Below are 17,737 nucleotides of genomic sequence, written 5' to 3' on the forward strand. Positions count from 1 at the left end.
GTCATCCAGTGCAACCAATATGCGCCCATCTGTTTCAGGAGACGGAATCAGCTCCCAGATAGTTTTCCACAGCCCAGCCCACGGAAAAGTTGAAGAAGCCATGAAAGTGTAAAAGCGCTTATTCTTGATCTCAAACCCAAACAACGTATCAAGGCAACGCCAAAGATTAGAGGTCATTGATGACGTAAAAGGAACGATAATAGACAGGATCGTGTAAACGAACAGAGAGGCTCGTTCGCGGCCTAAAGTGGTTTCGGAAAAATGATCTTGAAGCGGGAGTAAAATATCGCGTAAAATGAACATGAATGAGGTCGTTTTATTTGTATAATCAATGTGTTATAAACTTTTATTATACAGTAAAACCAGGCCTCATTCATGATTAACCTGTTGTTTTTAAAAAGAATTCAAGGCTTTTAGTCAACGGAATGGCATTAATATTAGTAATACCAAATATTTCAGGAAAATAAGCATTAGCTGATATTCTTATGCTTTAAAAACTAGGAAACTTCAGCTATGAAATATTGAGGCCTTATTAAGGTTTACTGGCATAGTAGAGCGGACTTTAGTCTCTCAGTGCTAAATAACTGAAGTTTCCCAATTATTGAGTAGCTGAAATATACAATGCTGGTGTATCGAGGTTTATTTTAGGTGGTTTTGCCATGTTTATAGCAAAACCCTACTTAATTCCCCTTAGGCAATAGCATTTGAAACGAATGAAAGACTATCTTTTTCATATAGTTGTAGCATAGTTTCAATTTTACCATAAATAATTATTGGGAAACTTCAGCTAAATAAATCTCCCGCCTACATTAAAATCGTTGCATAAGTTCTTGCACCTCTATTGGGGCGTTGGCTTTAGCCTACATGGGGTAATATCAGTGCAGGTTAAAGCCAGCGCCCCATATACTGAACTTTATACTGCGAATACTTATGGAACTATTTATATTAGCGGACTAAAGTCCGCTCTACACTATACACAACGCTCGAATGACACCTAAAAAACCCAAAGGTACACGCAAAGGTTTTACCACCGGGGCATGTTCTGCTGCAGCGGCCAGAGCTGCGACTTTAGGCCTGTTAACAGGGAAAGTACCTGAGAAAATCGAATCCTTATTACCCAATGGTCAGCGGGTCAGCTTTGCAGTACATGCAAGTTCGGTCGCTAAAGATCATGCGCAAGCAGTTATTATCAAAGATGCCGGGGATGACCCCGATTGCACGCATAAAGCGCATATGACTGTTGCTGTGTGCATCTTAAGCGATACCGCCAACCAGGTGTTATTAAAAGGGGGCGACGGGGTAGGAACCATTACCATGCGCGGCCTGGGCCTGGAAGTTGGAGGTCCGGCAATTAACCCTGTTCCACGCAAAAATATTGAAGCGAACATCCGCGAAGTCGCTAGCGACATGCTGCAAACAAAGAGCCTTGAAGTGACTATTTCAGTTCCAGGTGGCAGGGATATGGCCAAGAAAACCTTAAATGATCGTCTAGGTATTATTGATGGTATATCAATTTTAGGCACCAACGGCATTGTTCACCCATATTCCACGGCAGCCTTTCGTGCCAGTGTGGTTCAAGGTGTAGAAGTCGCGGCTAATCAGGGACAGCAGGCGGTAGTCTTAACCACTGGCGGGCGTACCGAGAAATTTACCATACGCGAATTAGCTGATTTAGATCCTGCCTGCTTTGTACAGATGGGCGACTTTTTAGGTCCTGCTCTGGATAGTGCGCAGCAAGCTGGGATTAAGCAAATCATTATCGGCGGCATGGTGGGTAAAGTCAGCAAAATTGCCCAGGGTGAAGTGATTACTCATGCGCGGCGTAACCCGGTTAATACACAATTATTAGCTGACCTTGCTGCAGAAGTGGGTGCCGAAGTCTCGGTTTGTGAGGAAATAGCTGCAGGTGAGACCGCCAGATTTGCAGGGGAACGCATGCATGAACAGGGACTGGCCGACGCTTTTTATAAAGCATTATGCGCACGCGTGGTTACCACACTTGAGGCGCGCTACCCTGGCGTTTTTAGCTACCGAATCTTAATGTGTGATTTTGATGGAGAAAAGTTAGTAGATTATGGCGTATAAATGTCAGATTATAGGTGTACTGGATAACGGGCTGGAAGGCCTGTCATTTGCCGCATTAAACGCGCTGCAGAATGCCGAGGTAGTAATTGCGGCAACACGGGTATTAACGCTGTTTGCTGATTCAATCAGTGCTGCCGAATGTAAAGACCTAAGCGGAAATTTAGCTAAAGTGCCGGAGTGGATCAATAGCGCGTTAACCCGTAAAAAATCCGTTGTAGTATTAGCCACAGGTGATCCTCTTTGTCATGGTATAGCCAGCTTTTTAACTAAAAAACTGGGTGCTGAACAGCTTGAAATTTTACCCAATGTATCCTCTGTGCAACTAGCATTTGCCAGCATAGGGATGGCCTGGCAAGATGCAAAGATCTGCTCGGTACATAATAAAGATGCAGGGGAATGGCAAACAGGTTTTGGTAGAGAGCATGGCTTTTATAATTTACTACAAGCGATCAACCAGCACGATAAATTAGCTATTTTAACCAGCCCTGAAAATGACCCATCGCGTATTGCGCACATGCTAGTTATGGAAAATATGGCAGATTTATTTAGCATGGTGGTTGCGGAAAACCTGCTCTGCACTGATGAGAAAATCTTTCAGGACATAAGCATCGCTGAACTAGCCGGGCAGATATTTAGCGGCAATGATGTAGTCATCTTGTGCCGATTACAAGCTAAACAGCCGGAGTTACTGTTTGGATATGCAGATCATGCATTTAAGCAGCGCAAACCGGATAAAGGCCTGATAACCAAGCGCGAAGTGCGTGCCGTATCACTAGCAAGAATGCAATTAACGGCTGAGAGCATTACCTGGGATATAGGAGCAGGATCAGGGTCAGTCGGTATAGAAGCAGCTAAACTGTGTACTAAAGGGCATGTCTATGCAGTGGAAAAAAATGTTGCTGACTTTGCGATTGCCAGTGAAAATGCGCGTGACTTTGCACTGCATAATTACACCATCATAGAAAATAAAGCACCGCGGGGAATGGAGTACTGGCCAGCGCCGGATGCTATATTTATCGGTGGCTCTGGTGGTGAACTAGCTGAGCTTATTGCACTTAGCCTAGAGAGGCTGCAGGCGAATGGCTGTCTAGTCATGAACTTTGTAACACTGGGAAATTTAACTACCGCATTAGAGATATTGAAGCAAAGCAGTGCAAGCTGGGATATCACCCAGTTACAAGCTTCACGTAGCCAACCTATTTTACATATGCACCGTATGCGCGCTGAAAATCCGGTATGGGTCGTCTGTGCACAAAAAACAATACACAATGGAGTGAATACTTAATGCGTACTACGCTTTATACCATGAAGGAGATGAACATAAGTAAGAGAAGAGACCTTATTAGTAAAGACCAAAAATCAGACTCACAACGTTTTGCTTTATTACCTTTTACCAAGTTAAACAGTGATATGGAAGTCACAATAACGTCAAGCTCTTTATGGAGAACTAAATGATAGCAAGCTTATATGGTGTCTCCTTAGGTCCTGGTGACCCTGGCTTAATCACTAGAAAAGCCTGGGAATTATTACATTCCGGGGCAGAGTGGACTTACCCGGTAAGAAAAAAACAGGGTAAGAGCTATGCGCTCAACATTGCTCTGCAAGCAGGGTTAACGCCTCCGGAAAATCATACCGAGCTGGTTTTTCCGATGACCCATGACCGGGAAATATTAGCTAAATACTGGCTGCGGGCTGCCGAGCAGGTATTATCCAAATTACAGGCAGGCAATGATGTGGTGTTTTTAGTTGAAGGAGATGCTTCAACCTATTCGACCTTTCAGCACCTGGCAAAAACTGTCGCCGCGCTGGATGCCAGCATTATCATTGAAACGATTGCCGGGGTCAGCTCATTTAATGCGGCGGCGGCGCGCGCTAAAATCCCACTGGCGGATACCGATGATACGGTTGCGATTATTCCGGCTGGCTACGGTATAGCAATGATTGAAAAAATGCTGCATGACTTTGATACCTTAATTTTATTAAAGGTAAAGCCACTACTTGATGATATACTCGAATTATTAGAACATAAGAATTTATTAACTCAGTCTTGTTTTATCGAAAAGGCTGGGTCTAATGAAGAGCGCATTGTCCGCGATGTAATGAGTCTAAAAGGGCAAAAAGTCAATTATTTATCATTGCTAATGGTACATAATTCCCATAGAATTAGGGAGGAACTTATCCGCGGTTGCCGGAAAAAGTAAACTCCTATAATAAGAAATCAAGAGGAAATAATATGAATGGTACGCAAAAATTAATGGCCGCAGTTGTTGCTGTATTTGTAATCGGTTTTTTAATGGTTGGAGGCAACAAAGAACAAACGGTAGAACAACAGGAAAATGCCGCGATGGTTAGGGCGACTGCTCAAATGCAGCGTATGGCAAATTTAAAATGCCCACAAGCAATAAAAAAATTCACCGGCGATCAAACGTATTTCCCTACATCTACTGATACCGATCATCTAACTTATGTGACTATGATCTGGGATGCGTCTAAATCAGATGATAAATATAGCTTTAAGTTAGCCAAGTGTACAGTACATGAAACTGTAGGCGGTATTTCACTGTTAGTCATTGATGGCAAAACAAAGATTGAGAAAGAAGTTAAGCGCTAGCACGCGGATTAGTCATTCAGTCGAAGAAATCACTTAGCTGAAGTTTCCCAATTATTGAGTAGCTGAAATACACAATGCTGGTGTATCGAGGTTTATTTTAGGTGGTTTTGCCATGTTTATAGCAAACCCCTACTTAATTCCCCTTAGGCAATAGCATTTGAAACGAATGAAAAGACTATTTTTTCATATAGTTGTAGCATAGTTTCAATTTTACCATAAATAATTATTGGGAATCTTCAGTTACTTAGGTAACGTGCATAAATAACTCACCCGGATTATTTATTGCGCGTTGCCTTAAAGTTGCCAATCTTCTCAAAACCGTGAAGCGGGTTTGACCCAGCAAATGGGTGAGGGAGAAAAAGCCTAATAGATATAATATTCAATGACTTATGCGCGCAATCAGCGTTCAACTGATGTTATTAGGATCAAGCAGAGCAGATTGATGCTAGTTTTCTGCTAAAATTGCTTAAACTGCACTGAATAACGGAAGCTTTCGGGGTCAAAATAATCAAGTTCTATGCCATTAATTTCCACATAGGGGTACATAAGGTAATTAACAGGTTTTGACTGCTGTGCGGGCGGCAGTCTAATCCCTCTGCCGCCTCGTTCAAGCACCATCCGGTATGCATCGACACCGCCAAAAAAATACTTTCTAAGCTCTTTTGTATCGGCTAATACCAGGTTATCTTCCAGCATTTTTTTCTTACATCAGCGGGATCAACGGCTACCCAGCCTGTACCGGGAAGGTAAAATTCAGCCCAGCAATGATAATCATTAGTAATGTCTTGCACTGCTTTTGTACCTAGTCTAAGGCCAAAAACTTCTCTGGCTGGAACGCCGATGTTTCTTGCTAACGCCACATAGACAGAACTAATATCAGCGCATTTTCCACTTAATTTGCTTAAGGTCACTTCAACAATACCAAGGCCGCAACCTTTGACGCTGGGATCTCGCGATGTGTTTTCAACGACCCAGTCATAAACAGCCTGTGCTTTTCAAGAATACCGGTTTTACCTTTTTTGATGTTATTAGCAATTTCTGCAACCTGCCCTCCCGTTGGAATCCACCATTCAGACTGCAAATATTTTTGTATTTCAATCGGTACTGGTGCGCCGGTATCGCGTAAGTTTCTATTCTGGCGTTCTTTGCTGCTTACCTTAACCCATCTTCGTCACTATTGATGATGTAGTTGTTATAAATCAATTGGTTGAAATTTTAAAAAGTAGCCAGTTGGCACTACAGATTTTGTGTTTTTGTCATCAGTGTTCCCCAATCAATTGAGGCCGTGAAACTAACCTCGCCACAAGAGAGCTCATAAAGCACTGTAAAGACATTCCTGTTATTATTGCGTTTTGAACTGCTCGAATGGTATACGAGCTGATACGAGATATTCTTGCCTGGAAAAATAATGGATTCACAAAACGATCTCGTTTTTGAGCCTGTTGCTGCCTAATCTCCAGAGCCTTGCTATATTTTTTATCCGATGGATGAATCAATTCTGGCTGTTGTGTTTTTGAAATCTCTTCAAACACGCGCATTAAATTATAGCTCATTGCAGTCAGGCGCATTTGATTTTCAAGTGAGCGGGTATTGGAAGACCAAGCTTTAGTTTCCTTGAAATTACTTTTAGTGTTATTGAATGTCTTTTCAATCGTCCATCGCTTGAAATACAGCATGGCAATGGTTCCAGGGTTAATAGTCATTGGCAAGGTTGTCACAAACCGGTGAAGTTTTCCGGTTTCTGGATCACGGTAATCCACCACGTTAAATTTGATGCCCTTGTTTTCGTACACACTGTATGCTTCAACCCCTGTATTGATCTTATGGCGGGAGTCAAAAGGGATAGGCTCAACCAGAGTCGCAATTGAATTTTCTTTTAGCATTGAAATCATGTAATTAGCATGTCGTTTCTGCCGATCCCACCAGACAAAGTCGGTGACGGCTTTATCGTAGACATAGAGATGTTTCTGAGAGCTGTTATTTCCCTTGTTTTGCTTTCCAATATGATCTCGTAACACAGGTATTTCTTGATGTCTCTGAGTTCCGTTTGTCACCAGACAAAGAAATCTGAGCAACCCACTTCTGAGATTCAACGCGTAAATCCCCCCGGCCGCATAAACTTTCCCCTTGCTGTTCTTTTCAGCATGGCAAGCATGATCAATAAAATGTCCATCCGCTGCTTCTATGGTGTATTCGTCAAGTTCCGGGAATGTTTTATGATAATCATGCTATAGCAGTGTTTCAGAGTGAAGATGATAGCTCTGCTGTTCAAATGCCTCAAGCATACTTGTTCGTCTATGCGACTTCAGTGATTTAAAATACGTTGAGTGGGGAAGCAGCTGGCCATAAATCTGTTCATTGGTTTGGAGGAAATGGCGACCACTATCGACCACACTGATACAGCGTAATAACCCAAGGCGAATAAAGTCGATATCCTTCAACTCTGGGCTTGAACGAGCCCACAAAGGATGACGCTCTGCTAACAGGGCACGTTCCATACTTTCATTGCAGTGTTGGTGAATACGTTCAGAGAGTGGTAGGTCTTTAAGCATGGGTGATATCCGTTTATGAGGTGATTACAACGGTAATTATTAGAAAAATTTTTTCGGCAATTGCAAGCTTTATTTGAAATTATTTGTTGTTTTTTTACGGTGCCTACAGAGTGTTTATTTGCTGTTATAAGTGATTAAAATCAGAAATATGGAAATATTCGAGTGGTGCTACCTTCAGGTAGGTTATAGGCTGCTTTGTTTAGGTACTTCTTCTGTAACTACTCAGCGTATTTTTTAACTTTAAAATCAAATGGATATATTTTAATTTAACCTGACTTTAGTCATTTTCACCTTTAAAAAGGGGTGAAAATTGGGCTAAAATTCAGAGAGATACATTAATTATTATTTTAAATCAATCTGTTATGAGTTTAAATTACGCTGAGTAGTTACCTTCTTCTTTCAATGGGAACACTGATGGTTTTTGTATAAAACGTTGATTTTTTTAGAGTATTTTTGTCGCATGTAAATTACACTCAAATAACGATGATTTTTTTGACAAAAGTCAATGAATTTATCGACAAAAATAATATAAATGGCACTACAAAACTTTCAAAAAAACACCATTGATTTTAAAGAGAATTTTTCGACAAAAAATCGATTAAACCGATGAATCAATAGCTTAGAAAGATAAAAGTGACGAAGATGGGTTAAAACCAAACAGTAAACGTTTCTGCTGAATTCCCTTTGGCCACTCAGCATAAAAGTACAACACACCACTGATCGGTTCTTTATAAACGCCAGAGTTTATAAAATTGCCTTGAATATGCATATCTTCAATTAATTGATACTGCCCGGACACTGGGTACGGTAGCCATATTTTCGCAGCTTGTGGCGACTCAGTGGTTTGTAAATCTACTTTAATATTGATATGCCCTTGTTGCTCATTTGCAGGGCTATATTCTGGTATAAATAAACAGAGAGTAAAGAGTAAAAAAATAACGTTTGATTTCATGGCGTAACTTGTGTGTTTAAAAATAAATGGACTTAATAGTCTAGGCCATACTAAGAGTGTGCTGGTGCAGCACGTAGCTGATAATATCTTTTAGTGCATTGTGTGTCAGACCAGTTATTAGGATTAATTTACATATCAAAAAAGATATTTTAACCAGTGCAGCAATATATGCTCACTGATGTTTTAGAAGCAAGCAGTGTCAAAACAGACATTTCTCAATATGATATACTTTTCAGGCTCTTAATTATTGGCCTACAGAGCAGCTAGTACAGCACCCACTAAATTTAACTAACACCATTTACAAGGGACAATACATGACTGTAAAAACCATCATATTAGCAGCTGGGCAAGGTACGCGCATGCGATCAGCCTTGCCAAAAGTATTGCATAAAGTTGCCAATCGCAGTTTGTTGCAACATGTATATGATACTAGTAAGCAAATAGATAATAATGAAATTATTATCATCTATGGCCATGGTGGCGAGCTGGTTAAGCAAACATTATCTGAGATAGATGCTCAATGGGTAGAGCAGCAAGAACAATTAGGTACGGGACATGCCGTATTACAAGCGGATAGTCTGATAGAGAATGAAGATACTCTGCTTATTTTATATGGTGATGTGCCGTTATTGAGTAAACAGTCTATCGATGGTTTGCTGGCCAATGTATCAACACAAAGCGTGGCGCTACTAACCGTTAATCTTGAAAATCCGACCGGCTATGGACGTATAGTGCGTGATGATACGACTGATAGGGTGCTAAAAATAGTTGAGCAGAAAGATGCGACAAAAAAACAGCAGGGTATTAACGAGGTCAATACTGGCATTCTTGCCGTTAAGGGCGAACAGTTAAAGCTCTGGATTCACCGCCTGGATAATAGTAACGCGCAACAGGAATTCTATCTAACCGATGTCATAGAAATGGCGGTTAATGACGGTATAGCTATTAAAACCAGTCAGCCAGAATTTATAGACGAAGTGTTAGGGGTCAATGATCGCAAGCAACTGAGTCACCTTGAGCGAGTTTATCAAAGCTTGCAGGCAGACAAATTAATGGAGCTGGGCGTAAGCTTATTAGATCCTGCGCGGGTAGACTGCCGGGGAAGTTTTACTGCTTTAGGTCAGGATATATCGGTGGATATTAATGTTATTTTCGAGGGCAATAATAGCATAGGTAATAATGTAAAAATTGGAGCCAATACCATTCTCAATAATTCAGTGATTGCCGATAATGTAGAGATTCTAGCTAACTGTATTATTGATAATGCTATAGTCGGCGCGGGTAGCAGAATAGGGCCCTTTGCCAGATTACGCCCACAGGCAGAGCTAGCTGAGCAGGTGCATATTGGAAATTTTGTAGAAGTCAAAAAGGCGACAGTGGCAAAGGGGAGCAAAATTAATCACTTAAGCTACATCGGTGATGCCACAATAGGCAGTAAAGTCAATATTGGTGCGGGCACTATTACCTGCAATTACGATGGCGTTAATAAATTCCGCACAGTGATAGAAGACGGTGCATTTATTGGGTCAGATACACAACTAATTGCCCCGGTCACAGTAGGTAAAAATGCTACCATTGGGGCGGGTTCGACGATTACCAAAAGTACCCCAGATGAAAAACTAACCTTAACTCGATCTAAGCAAATCACAATACAAAACTGGCAGCGTCCAGTTAAGAAGGAGCAATAATATGTGTGGCATAGTCGGAGGAATTGCACAAAGAAATGTCCTCCCTATTTTAATTGAAGGCTTGAAAAGGCTGGAATATCGTGGCTACGATTCGGCTGGATTAGCGGTTATTGCAGATAAGCAAATTCATCGGCATCGAGAAATCGGCAAGACTAAAGGCCTGGAAGATTTGCTTGCTGCAGATCCATGTTCAGGAAATATCGGCATTGCTCATACGCGTTGGGCAACCCATGGCAAGCCCAGTACCCAGAATGCTCACCCCCATATCTGTAATAACAAAGTGGCAGTAGTACATAACGGCATTATTGAGAATCACCAGCTGTTGCGTGATACACAAAAAGCCCAGGGTTATAAATTTACCTCGGAAACTGACACTGAAGTCATTGCCCATCAGATTTATCAAGAATTAGAAAATACCGATAGTTTGTTACAAGCGGTAAAAAATACCATCCAGCATTTAGAGGGCGCTTATGCACTAGGCGTGGTCAGCAAAGATGAAGAAGATACATTAATTACCTGTCGTAAAGGCAGCCCCTTAGTAATTGGTGTAGGTATAGGTGAGTACTTTATCGCCTCAGATGTAGCCGCGCTATTACCTGTTACCCAGCGCTTTATCTTTTTAGAAGAAGGGGATATTGCTGAACTGAAAATTAACAGCCTGGTTATCTATGACAAAGATGATCAGCTAGTCGACCGGCCAGTTAAAGAAAGTAGCTTAAAGGCTGATGCGGTAGATAAAGGCGAGTATCGGCACTATATGCTCAAGGAAATATATGAGCAACCTAATGCCATTGCCGAAACCCTGGAAGGGCGATTTATAGCGGATAAGTTACAAGACTATGCTTTTGGGCATAATGCCGCAGCAATATTTGATAAGGTAAATGCCGTACAAATATTGGCTTGTGGCACCAGCTTTCATTCTGGCCTAGTGGCAGAATACTGGTTTGAAAAATTAGCTCGCGTTCCCTGCCGAGTGGAAGTCGCCAGTGAATTTCGATATCGCAAGCCGGTACTATCAGCAGATACTCTAGTTGTGACCATCTCGCAATCGGGTGAAACAGCCGATACACTGGCAGCATTAGCAGAAGCAAAAAGGCTGGGTGCGAAGTACTCATTAAGTATTTGTAATGTACCCGAAAGTTCCTTAGTTAGAGAGTCAGACTTAGTATTAATGACCCGGGCCGGGCCTGAAATTGGCGTGGCATCTACTAAAGCATTTACTACCCAGTTAGTTTCTCTAATGTTGCTGGTGATGGCAGTGGGCAGACGCTTTGCCTTAACGGCTGAAACAGAGGCAGAAATAACCACAGAGTTATTCAAATTACCCCGCATTATCAAAGAAGTACTACAAATTGATACAGAAATTGAAACCTTATCAGAGCAATTTGCCGAAAAAAATCACGCCTTGTTTTTAGGTAGAGGAACGCACTACCCCATCGCGATGGAAGGTGCTTTAAAATTAAAAGAAATATCCTATATTCATGCGGAAGCCTATCCTGCAGGTGAATTAAAACATGGCCCGCTCGCCTTGATAGATGCTGAAATGCCTGTGGTAACAGTCGCACCTAATAATAGTTTATTAGAAAAACTGAAGTCCAATATCCAGGAAGTCAGTGCCAGAGGTGGGCAACTAATTGTTTTTCTTGACGAATCAATTAGCACAGAAGCGGATGACAATGTGCAAATTGTCAGGATCCCCAAGGTAAATAACCTGATTGCCCCGATAGTCTATGTGATTCCGCTACAACTACTTTCCTATCATGTCGCCATACTTAAAGGCACCGATGTCGATCAGCCAAGAAACCTTGCTAAATCAGTAACGGTGGAGTAATGCTGGTAGCGAGATGAATTGGCCTTCGTTCCCAAACTCTGTTTGGGAATAAGCGTTGCATGATTTTTTTAGGATATGAGTGTATTTTGTGAGCACCTAAGTATATTTCCATTCAGTAGCGATTAAAAAGATGCAGGATTTTGAGCAAATATTTCAGCGCGCCGCGACCAGAAAAGGCGGCGAAGATCAGCTAAAATCACTCTTACCCCCAATCAAATCGGTAGAGGAAGTCTGTTTGCTAACAGATGACCGGATCTTGTCGATAATGACCCAGTGTATCTTTCAGGCAGGGTTTAACTGGAAAGTCGTGGAAAAAAAGTGGCCGGAATTTGAAACCGTATTTAATAAACTCAAGCCTGAAATACTGGAATTATTATCCGCAGAAGACTTGGAAGCATTGGCCAAAGACGCACGCATAATCCGCAATATGCAAAAGATAATAACCGTTCCCAGAAATGCGCAATGGATAAATGAAATCGCTAAAGAGCATGGCAGTTTCGCAAAATTTATCGGTCTATGGCCCACATACAATATTGTTGAGTTGTTTAAGCTACTTAAAGCAAAGGGGCGCGCGTCTAGGCGGAAATACAGGGCCAAGAGTATTAAGACTGGTTGGTATAGACAGCTTTATATTAAGCACCGATGTATTACAGGCTATAGCACCCCAAAGAGTCAAGACAGATTTTTCAACAATCCTTATTCCATATTCCTAAGCCGCTTCATTCTGCTGTTCATTAGCTAAAATACTTTCTCTATATACATTCATTGGTTTTTTATAGTCCAGGGTTTCATGAAACCGTTGATGATTATAAAACTCAATATAGTCATCAACATCTTCTATTAACGCTCTAATTGAACCATATTCATTTAAATAAATACGCTCACATTTTGCACTTCGCCAAAACCGTTCAATACAAATATTATCCGTTGCTCGTCCTTTTCCATCCATAGAAATAGTAATGCCTTTGTTTTTTAGTCGTTGGGTATGAATTTCACTGGTGTATTGACTGCCTTGATCCGTATTAAAAATTTCAGGTGTTCCGTAGAGAGAAAGCGCTTCATCTAATACATCCATAACTAAAAAAGAATCCATTGTGTTTGATATTTTATGGGCGAGCACTGCTTTTGAGTGCCAATCAATAATCGCCGCTAAATAAACCATCCCTTCTTTGGTTTTAATATAGGTTATATCTGTACTCCAAACTTGGTTAGCGTGTGATATATCAAGATCTCTAAGCTTATAAGTATATTTTTTATGTTCTTTTATGGGGATCGTTGTATTGACTTGTTTTACCGCTAATACGGCTTTCAAGCCCATCTGCTGCCGATAACTCGCCACCGTGTTTAAACTGACTTTAAAACCACCTTCAAGCAACTGCTGGTGTACTTTAGCCGCACCATAAATAGGGATGTCTTTAAAAATGTGATTAATCTGAGTTTTGATCTCTTCTTTCTTTTTATTCTCTCTTTTTTTGTAATAGAGATTGCTTCTATTTAATCCTAATAATGCACACTGCTGTGTTAGAGGTAGAGTGTTAAGCTTGGGCTCAATCAACTGTTTTCTATCAGATGAGTCCAAGCTTTTTAGCTTTTTTTCGAGCCACTCCTTTTCAACCGTCATTTTTCCTACGATTTTTGTGAGCATCTCATTTTGTTCTTGAGCTGCTAATAGATCCTCTTTGTAATCTTTAACGGCTTTGGAGGGCTCCATTGCTATTTCTGCATTGTCTAAGAATATTTTTTTCCAGTTTTGTAGGTTCTTAGGTGTGATGTTATTTGCACTGGCAATTTCTTGCAGTGTTTTTTCATTCTTTAAAACTTCTAATACCAACTTGCTTTTAAATTCAGCACTGTAGACCGTTCTTTTTCTGCTCATTTTAATACTCCAATTTTTTACAAATAGTAACTAATTTGGAATAAGATTGCTTTGATTTCTTGTCTGGATTTGCTGGGGGATTATAATTTTAACTATTATGACCATTGCTGTTTCTGAGCGTATTTCCGAGATCGGATTACTCCGTGCCGTTGGTGCTGAACAGAATACTATTTTTACACTGTTTTTATTTGAGGCTTTGGTACTGAGCCTGGTCGGTGGACTTGTCGGAGTCGGGCTAGGGATTATAGTCGTGCAACTGATTACTATTGTCGTGCCTGGCTTGCCAGTACAGCTCGCCTGGGGTTATATTGCTGTAGCATTTGCTGTTTCCTTATTAATAGGCCTTTTGGCAGGGGTAGTTCCAGCAATGAAAGCTGCCCGCTTGCAGCCATTGGAAGCCTTGCGCACTGAGTAATGTTGACGTTTTATGATTGCTGATAATTAAATTGAAAATAATATTTGTAGGTCGGAATTTAGTCTGAGAACTTCTCACACATAACGGACTAAAGTCTGCTCTACGACATTATGTTGCTTATTTAATCGCGCCCCCAGTCATCTTCGGTTTTGACTCGACACTGAAGAATGTGTTAAAAGTAGAAGCATTTTAGATCCATGAGTGACTAGGCAGAGAAACGTTAAGCAATGAATAGCCCAGAAAAAACAAAAATAAAAGCGGCTGGCATGCGGCTACATGATTAACCGCATGCAAACCTTTTTTGTCGGTATGCTAAGAACATGGTCGATTCCCATTGTCTTAATGTTAAGTGTGGCATCAGGTTTTACGACATATTATGGTATGTCGCATTTCATTATTCCCTGGATCGCCTTGGTGATTACCGTTGCGATTCAGTCTATAGTGGTGATTTGCACGCTGGAACTTGCTGGCATACACTGGCGCGCAAATCGTATGCGCTATTTTTCGGTGCTGGTTTCATTAGTGATAGCATTGGTCGCGTCGGTGTCGTTTTCGTATTTTAAATTTTACGAAGTTTCTGAAAAAGATAGCATCCATATCCAGCGCTTAAACGATATCAGAACCGATATAAAATCCTATCTCAATGAGGTACTACCTTTTAAAAGCAAAGTGTTGGCGCAAAAGCGGGCTGATCTGGAGCAAGCCTCTAAAGAGGTCTCGCTGGCTTATTTTGGAACGCACCCTGAAATAGTTCCAGGGTTTCGGAATCAAGTTGGCAAAGGGCCGTTCTGGGAACGCTATAATGAAATTTATCAGGCAAAGAAACAGGCCTTTAGCGAACTGCAAACAGAGTTTTCGGCGCTAGATAAAAGTGTTCAGGAGCTGCAATCCAGTCTGACCAATCTAGATATTGCGATTGATGTGGAAACTGCATATTACGATGTGATTAGCAATTTTCAAAATGTACAGTTTAAGGTTAATCAGTTAGCGAGTGAGTTCGGCCAGTCATTGCCAGAGCCTCCAATGCTTTTAACCTACAAGCAGTTTATTGAAGAGGTAAAGCCGAGCATGGCAATGTGGAATGGCTTTTCTTTGTTTGCGTTTGGTTGTGCTGCGATGGTTGATTTTTTTACCGTGCTGCTTTCGTACCGCCTGGAATTTACAGCACCGGGGCCATTGACTGCTGATGAAGAAGAGCTGGTATTTGAATGTTTACGCCAGTTTACCCAGTTTCGAATTAATAAAAATGATGAGCTGGAAATGATCATTGAGAAAAGTAATATCGAAAAGGCTCGGCGTTATTCAGACTGGTCGCGAATGTTTGCGGTAGGCTTGTTGCTGAGCCGTGGTTTTCTGCGGAAAATAGATAATAGAACGGTAGAATTTGCGCCTAATTTGTATCCATTGATTGCAGCAAAAATGGGTGATAAATTAACTAAACTACGAGCTGAAGCACAATTGGCAAGAAAAGTGGGTGAACATGAGTAGTTCGGGCACTGAATTAGAGAGGTGGTTAATCGATGGTATTTTGGACAATGACCTGACGTCAGGTTCTGAAGTGTGGGAGATCAACTTTGATGAAAGCCGGCAATTGGTTCTGAGAGATTTTGGCCCCTATCAAAGCCTGTACTTGCGCCCGCAAAATTTTGTTAAGCGCTTTTATCATACGCTATACCCTTTAGCAGTTGAAGACTGGCAGGTGTGTGATCGAATGCAACTGTATGATGAGTTTTGTACCATCGATACGCAGCTAAATATTCGCTTTCAGGCAGCATTGGAATATGCGCAGAAACACACCGAAATCCTCTCCGATATTAATGAACATATTAAAAACACCTTTCATAGGTCAGTTAAAGACAAGATTAGTAAGCAATTACTGAATTTACAAGATGACGAATGGGTGCGTTCTGGTCTGGGGGAGATAGGAAAATCCATTGCCATGGACGTGAGCGAAATGTTGATGATAGAAGATATTGATGCACAGGCGCGTTGTTCTATTCGAGCTTCATTTGTTGAGTTTCCTGATGTGCAACTGGGTAAGGAAACGGTTTATCTAAGTGTGTTGAAAAAGAGCTATGAGGTATCTGAAGAGCGGCGGGAAGAGCAGTTTCGCCAAGAGCAACAAGAGCAACAGCAATTACTAGCGTATCACCATAAGCAGCTAGAGAGTATAGAGCAGGAAGCAGAATTAGAGCGGCTGAAGCAGGATCAGGATGCCACACATCAACGGCAATTATTACTCGATCAACAGCAACAGCAGCAAGAACAGTTTGCTATTGAGGCCCGTTTGCATGAAGAAAAAATACAGCATGAAAATTATCTGAATGATATTACTTTAAATGTTCAGTTGCAGGCCAGGCAAGAGCAGGAAAAACGTACCAGAAATGCGGAGCTGAAATCGCAGGCAGAAGATTTAAGTCATCAAGCCTTATTAGAAGACCAGAAAGTGCAGGCAGATATTGAGAAATATGAGCAAATACAGGCTCGCTGGCTGGAAGCAAAAGATAATGCACATGTGCAGGAATTAGAAAGAGAGATACAGCAAAAAAAATTGAAATTTGAGATGGATACTGCTTATAAAAGGCAGGAAGAACAGTTGCAACTGGAATTCAGGCGCGCCATGCTACCTCACGAAATTCCGGGACTCCTGTCGCCATAATTCGTTCACCTACGCAGCGGATGGGAGATGCCCTGAACGCCCTGCGTCCGCAACGACTACGCACAAAAGCCGCTTCGTCATTACTACCTCACTGGCTGGACGGCTATTCGGAATGCAATTCTTGCTCCTCTCGCGTGCTGCTAGCACACGTCGAATCAGCGAATTGCCCTGTCGCCTATCACTCGATGTTCAAGTTTTTCCATCCCATTGCCATCAAACTCTTACCTTCACCCAGCAGAACAATACTTTAATGATGCTGTTGGCCCTAAGCGCCCTAAATCTCTGCCAATCATATGTTTTCCTGATGGCATCAGTTGAAACACATCCTTTATTAATTCACCTAACTCTTTCAGCTTATCACCAGGATCTGGAAACTCTAGCAATGACGTGATGAACTCAAGCAGTACATCCATTTGAGACTTGCGCTGTAAGCTTCCTACGGTATACGCAGGTAGTTTGCTTTCAATGCGGGCTATTTGCTCTGGGTGAAGGAGAAGGCAATGGTCAAACAAAAGACTCAGAATCAGGCCACGGCTTGATCCCTCCTCATCTAATTGTTTGGCCTCACGCCCCCATCCTTCATAAAGCTTCCAGTCCTCAAAGAAAACCTCAATCAACCATCTCAACGTATAGGCTTGAATAATATCTTGTGTGCGCCAATTCAGGTCTGTCGCCACTAAATAGCGATAGTCGTTTTCACCGTCATATTCTAAGGCAATGACAAAGCGTTTTTTACTGTGAGAACTCACCTTTAATCGTGCACTGCTGACAGTCACTTTAATCTCTTTGCCGCCACGTACACGTATTATCTGATCAATGCCTTTGTTAATCGAATTAAAGTAGCTCTCGACTGACCTTATTCTACCTCTATATTCAATATTTTGGTTTTCACGTAATTGGCTAATCACCTGCGAGCCTCCAGATTCTTTAGCGGCTTCGTCCATAAAGGCTTTTTCACCATACAGCGCATCAAGCCAGTACGCCTTTAATTTTAATCAGGCTATGCGCAACTTTAAACTCTTTTAATAAGCCTAATGCAATCTCTGTTTTGGTCGGGTAGGCACTGTA

At 41.5% G+C, this 17,737-nt stretch carries 17 protein-coding genes and 2 pseudogenes; 11 read left to right on the top strand and 8 right to left on the bottom strand.

The window, feature by feature from the left end:
- Positions 1–303: pseudogene (locus K6984_RS04885) on the bottom strand (IS701 family transposase); the annotation flags it as partial.
- A gap of 684 nt (positions 304–987) precedes the next feature.
- On the opposite strand from K6984_RS04885, the gene K6984_RS04890 reads away from it, so the two are divergent.
- The 4 genes from K6984_RS04890 (at position 988) to K6984_RS04905 (ending at position 4,696) form a co-directional block, all read left to right on the top strand.
- Positions 988–2,085, top strand: a complete 1,098-nt coding sequence (locus K6984_RS04890; protein ID WP_221894493.1) for a cobalt-precorrin-5B (C(1))-methyltransferase — start codon at positions 988–990, stop codon at positions 2,083–2,085.
- Entirely contained in the window at positions 2,075–3,370 is a 1,296-nt protein-coding gene (gene cbiE, locus K6984_RS04895) for a precorrin-6y C5,15-methyltransferase (decarboxylating) subunit CbiE (RefSeq protein WP_221894494.1), read from the top strand. The genes K6984_RS04890 and cbiE overlap by 11 nt, the downstream gene beginning before the upstream one ends.
- A 166-nt stretch (positions 3,371–3,536) precedes the next feature.
- Positions 3,537–4,286 carry a precorrin-2 C(20)-methyltransferase gene (gene cobI / locus K6984_RS04900; protein WP_221894495.1) on the top strand — a complete coding sequence of 250 codons (750 nt, stop codon included), beginning with the start codon at positions 3,537–3,539 and terminating at the stop codon, positions 4,284–4,286.
- Between the two features lie 53 nt (positions 4,287–4,339).
- On the top strand, positions 4,340–4,696 hold the full coding sequence (locus K6984_RS04905; protein ID WP_230987909.1) for a hypothetical protein: 357 nt from the start codon (positions 4,340–4,342) through the stop codon (positions 4,694–4,696).
- 456 nt (positions 4,697–5,152) lie between these two features.
- On the opposite strand, the gene K6984_RS04910 is transcribed toward K6984_RS04905, so the two are convergent.
- The 5 genes and pseudogenes from K6984_RS04910 to K6984_RS04930 all read right to left on the bottom strand — a co-directional run bounded on the left by K6984_RS04910 (position 5,153) and on the right by K6984_RS04930 (position 8,200).
- Positions 5,153–5,392, bottom strand: a complete 240-nt coding sequence (locus tag K6984_RS04910; RefSeq protein WP_221894496.1) for a hypothetical protein — start codon at positions 5,390–5,392, stop codon at positions 5,153–5,155.
- Positions 5,368–5,679, bottom strand: a pseudogene (locus K6984_RS35980) (transglutaminase-like domain-containing protein); the annotation flags it as partial. The gene K6984_RS04910 and the pseudogene K6984_RS35980, both read right to left, overlap by 25 nt.
- 276 nt (positions 5,680–5,955) lie before the next feature.
- Complete coding sequence (locus tag K6984_RS04920) at positions 5,956–6,882, bottom strand: transposase (RefSeq protein ID WP_338024460.1); 927 nt, start codon at positions 6,880–6,882, stop codon at positions 5,956–5,958.
- Between the two features lie 42 nt (positions 6,883–6,924).
- Positions 6,925–7,248, bottom strand: a complete 324-nt coding sequence (locus K6984_RS04925; RefSeq protein ID WP_221894498.1) for a hypothetical protein — start codon at positions 7,246–7,248, stop codon at positions 6,925–6,927.
- Positions 7,249–7,867: 619 nt separating this feature from the next.
- The gene (locus tag K6984_RS04930; protein WP_221894499.1) at positions 7,868–8,200 is read right to left on the bottom strand and encodes a hypothetical protein; all 333 of its coding nucleotides are present in this window, start codon (positions 8,198–8,200) and stop codon (positions 7,868–7,870) included.
- Positions 8,201–8,514: 314 nt separating this feature from the next.
- Between K6984_RS04930 and glmU the strand changes: the two genes are divergently transcribed.
- The 3 genes from glmU (at position 8,515) to K6984_RS04945 (ending at position 12,461) form a co-directional block, all read left to right on the top strand.
- Complete coding sequence (gene glmU, locus K6984_RS04935; protein ID WP_221894500.1) at positions 8,515–9,888, top strand: bifunctional UDP-N-acetylglucosamine diphosphorylase/glucosamine-1-phosphate N-acetyltransferase GlmU; 1,374 nt, start codon at positions 8,515–8,517, stop codon at positions 9,886–9,888.
- Position 9,889: 1 nt separating this feature from the next.
- Positions 9,890–11,719, top strand: a complete 1,830-nt coding sequence (glmS, locus tag K6984_RS04940; RefSeq protein WP_221894501.1) for a glutamine--fructose-6-phosphate transaminase (isomerizing) — start codon at positions 9,890–9,892, stop codon at positions 11,717–11,719.
- Between the two features lie 130 nt (positions 11,720–11,849).
- On the top strand, positions 11,850–12,461 hold the full coding sequence (locus tag K6984_RS04945; protein WP_221894502.1) for a DNA-3-methyladenine glycosylase I: 612 nt from the start codon (positions 11,850–11,852) through the stop codon (positions 12,459–12,461).
- Here K6984_RS04945 and K6984_RS04950 read toward each other — a convergent pair.
- Complete coding sequence (locus K6984_RS04950; RefSeq protein ID WP_087870166.1) at positions 12,429–13,595, bottom strand: IS3 family transposase; 1,167 nt, start codon at positions 13,593–13,595, stop codon at positions 12,429–12,431. The genes K6984_RS04945 and K6984_RS04950 overlap by 33 nt on opposite strands.
- A 67-nt stretch (positions 13,596–13,662) precedes the next feature.
- On the opposite strand from K6984_RS04950, the gene K6984_RS04955 reads away from it, so the two are divergent.
- The 4 genes from K6984_RS04955 to K6984_RS04970 all read left to right on the top strand — a co-directional run bounded on the left by K6984_RS04955 (position 13,663) and on the right by K6984_RS04970 (position 16,920).
- Positions 13,663–14,010: an ABC transporter permease gene (locus K6984_RS04955; protein ID WP_338024461.1), complete on the top strand. Its 348-nt coding sequence runs from the start codon at positions 13,663–13,665 to the stop codon at positions 14,008–14,010.
- A gap of 276 nt (positions 14,011–14,286) precedes the next feature.
- Positions 14,287–15,498 (top strand): hypothetical protein, encoded by a 1,212-nt coding sequence (locus tag K6984_RS04960; RefSeq protein WP_221894504.1) that lies wholly within the window; start codon positions 14,287–14,289, stop codon positions 15,496–15,498.
- The gene (locus K6984_RS04965; RefSeq protein WP_221894505.1) at positions 15,491–16,669 is read left to right on the top strand and encodes a hypothetical protein; all 1,179 of its coding nucleotides are present in this window, start codon (positions 15,491–15,493) and stop codon (positions 16,667–16,669) included. The genes K6984_RS04960 and K6984_RS04965 overlap by 8 nt, the downstream gene beginning before the upstream one ends.
- Before the next feature lie 20 nt (positions 16,670–16,689).
- Positions 16,690–16,920: a hypothetical protein gene (locus K6984_RS04970; protein ID WP_221894506.1), complete on the top strand. Its 231-nt coding sequence runs from the start codon at positions 16,690–16,692 to the stop codon at positions 16,918–16,920.
- On the opposite strand, the gene K6984_RS04975 is transcribed toward K6984_RS04970, so the two are convergent.
- Positions 16,897–17,613 (bottom strand): hypothetical protein, encoded by a 717-nt coding sequence (locus tag K6984_RS04975; RefSeq protein WP_221894507.1) that lies wholly within the window; start codon positions 17,611–17,613, stop codon positions 16,897–16,899. The genes K6984_RS04970 and K6984_RS04975 overlap by 24 nt on opposite strands.
- Positions 17,614–17,737 lie beyond the last annotated feature (124 nt).

The organism is Bathymodiolus japonicus methanotrophic gill symbiont (assembly GCF_019721995.1).
Lineage (GTDB): Bacteria > Pseudomonadota > Gammaproteobacteria > Methylococcales > Methylomonadaceae > Methyloprofundus.

Excerpts from the sequence above, each read along its gene's own strand:
- K6984_RS04905 (WP_230987909.1), top strand. The coding sequence starts at position 4,340 with ATGGCCGCAGTTGTTGCTGTATTTGTAATCGGTTTTTTAATGGTTGGA.
- K6984_RS04975 (WP_221894507.1), bottom strand. The coding sequence starts at position 17,613 with ATGGACGAAGCCGCTAAAGAATCTGGAGGCTCGCAGGTGATTAGCCAA.
- K6984_RS04960 (WP_221894504.1), top strand. The coding sequence starts at position 14,287 with ATGATTAACCGCATGCAAACCTTTTTTGTCGGTATGCTAAGAACATGG.
- cobI (WP_221894495.1), top strand. The coding sequence starts at position 3,537 with ATGATAGCAAGCTTATATGGTGTCTCCTTAGGTCCTGGTGACCCTGGC.
- K6984_RS04970 (WP_221894506.1), top strand. The coding sequence starts at position 16,690 with ATGGGAGATGCCCTGAACGCCCTGCGTCCGCAACGACTACGCACAAAA.
- glmS (WP_221894501.1), top strand. The coding sequence starts at position 9,890 with ATGTGTGGCATAGTCGGAGGAATTGCACAAAGAAATGTCCTCCCTATT.
- K6984_RS04965 (WP_221894505.1), top strand. The coding sequence starts at position 15,491 with ATGAGTAGTTCGGGCACTGAATTAGAGAGGTGGTTAATCGATGGTATT.
- K6984_RS04910 (WP_221894496.1), bottom strand. The coding sequence starts at position 5,392 with ATGCTGGAAGATAACCTGGTATTAGCCGATACAAAAGAGCTTAGAAAG.
- K6984_RS04950 (WP_087870166.1), bottom strand. The coding sequence starts at position 13,595 with ATGAGCAGAAAAAGAACGGTCTACAGTGCTGAATTTAAAAGCAAGTTG.
- glmU (WP_221894500.1), top strand. The coding sequence starts at position 8,515 with ATGACTGTAAAAACCATCATATTAGCAGCTGGGCAAGGTACGCGCATG.
- K6984_RS04930 (WP_221894499.1), bottom strand. The coding sequence starts at position 8,200 with ATGAAATCAAACGTTATTTTTTTACTCTTTACTCTCTGTTTATTTATA.
- K6984_RS04890 (WP_221894493.1), top strand. The coding sequence starts at position 988 with ATGACACCTAAAAAACCCAAAGGTACACGCAAAGGTTTTACCACCGGG.
- K6984_RS04925 (WP_221894498.1), bottom strand. The coding sequence starts at position 7,248 with ATGCTTAAAGACCTACCACTCTCTGAACGTATTCACCAACACTGCAAT.
- cbiE (WP_221894494.1), top strand. The coding sequence starts at position 2,075 with ATGGCGTATAAATGTCAGATTATAGGTGTACTGGATAACGGGCTGGAA.
- K6984_RS04945 (WP_221894502.1), top strand. The coding sequence starts at position 11,850 with ATGCAGGATTTTGAGCAAATATTTCAGCGCGCCGCGACCAGAAAAGGC.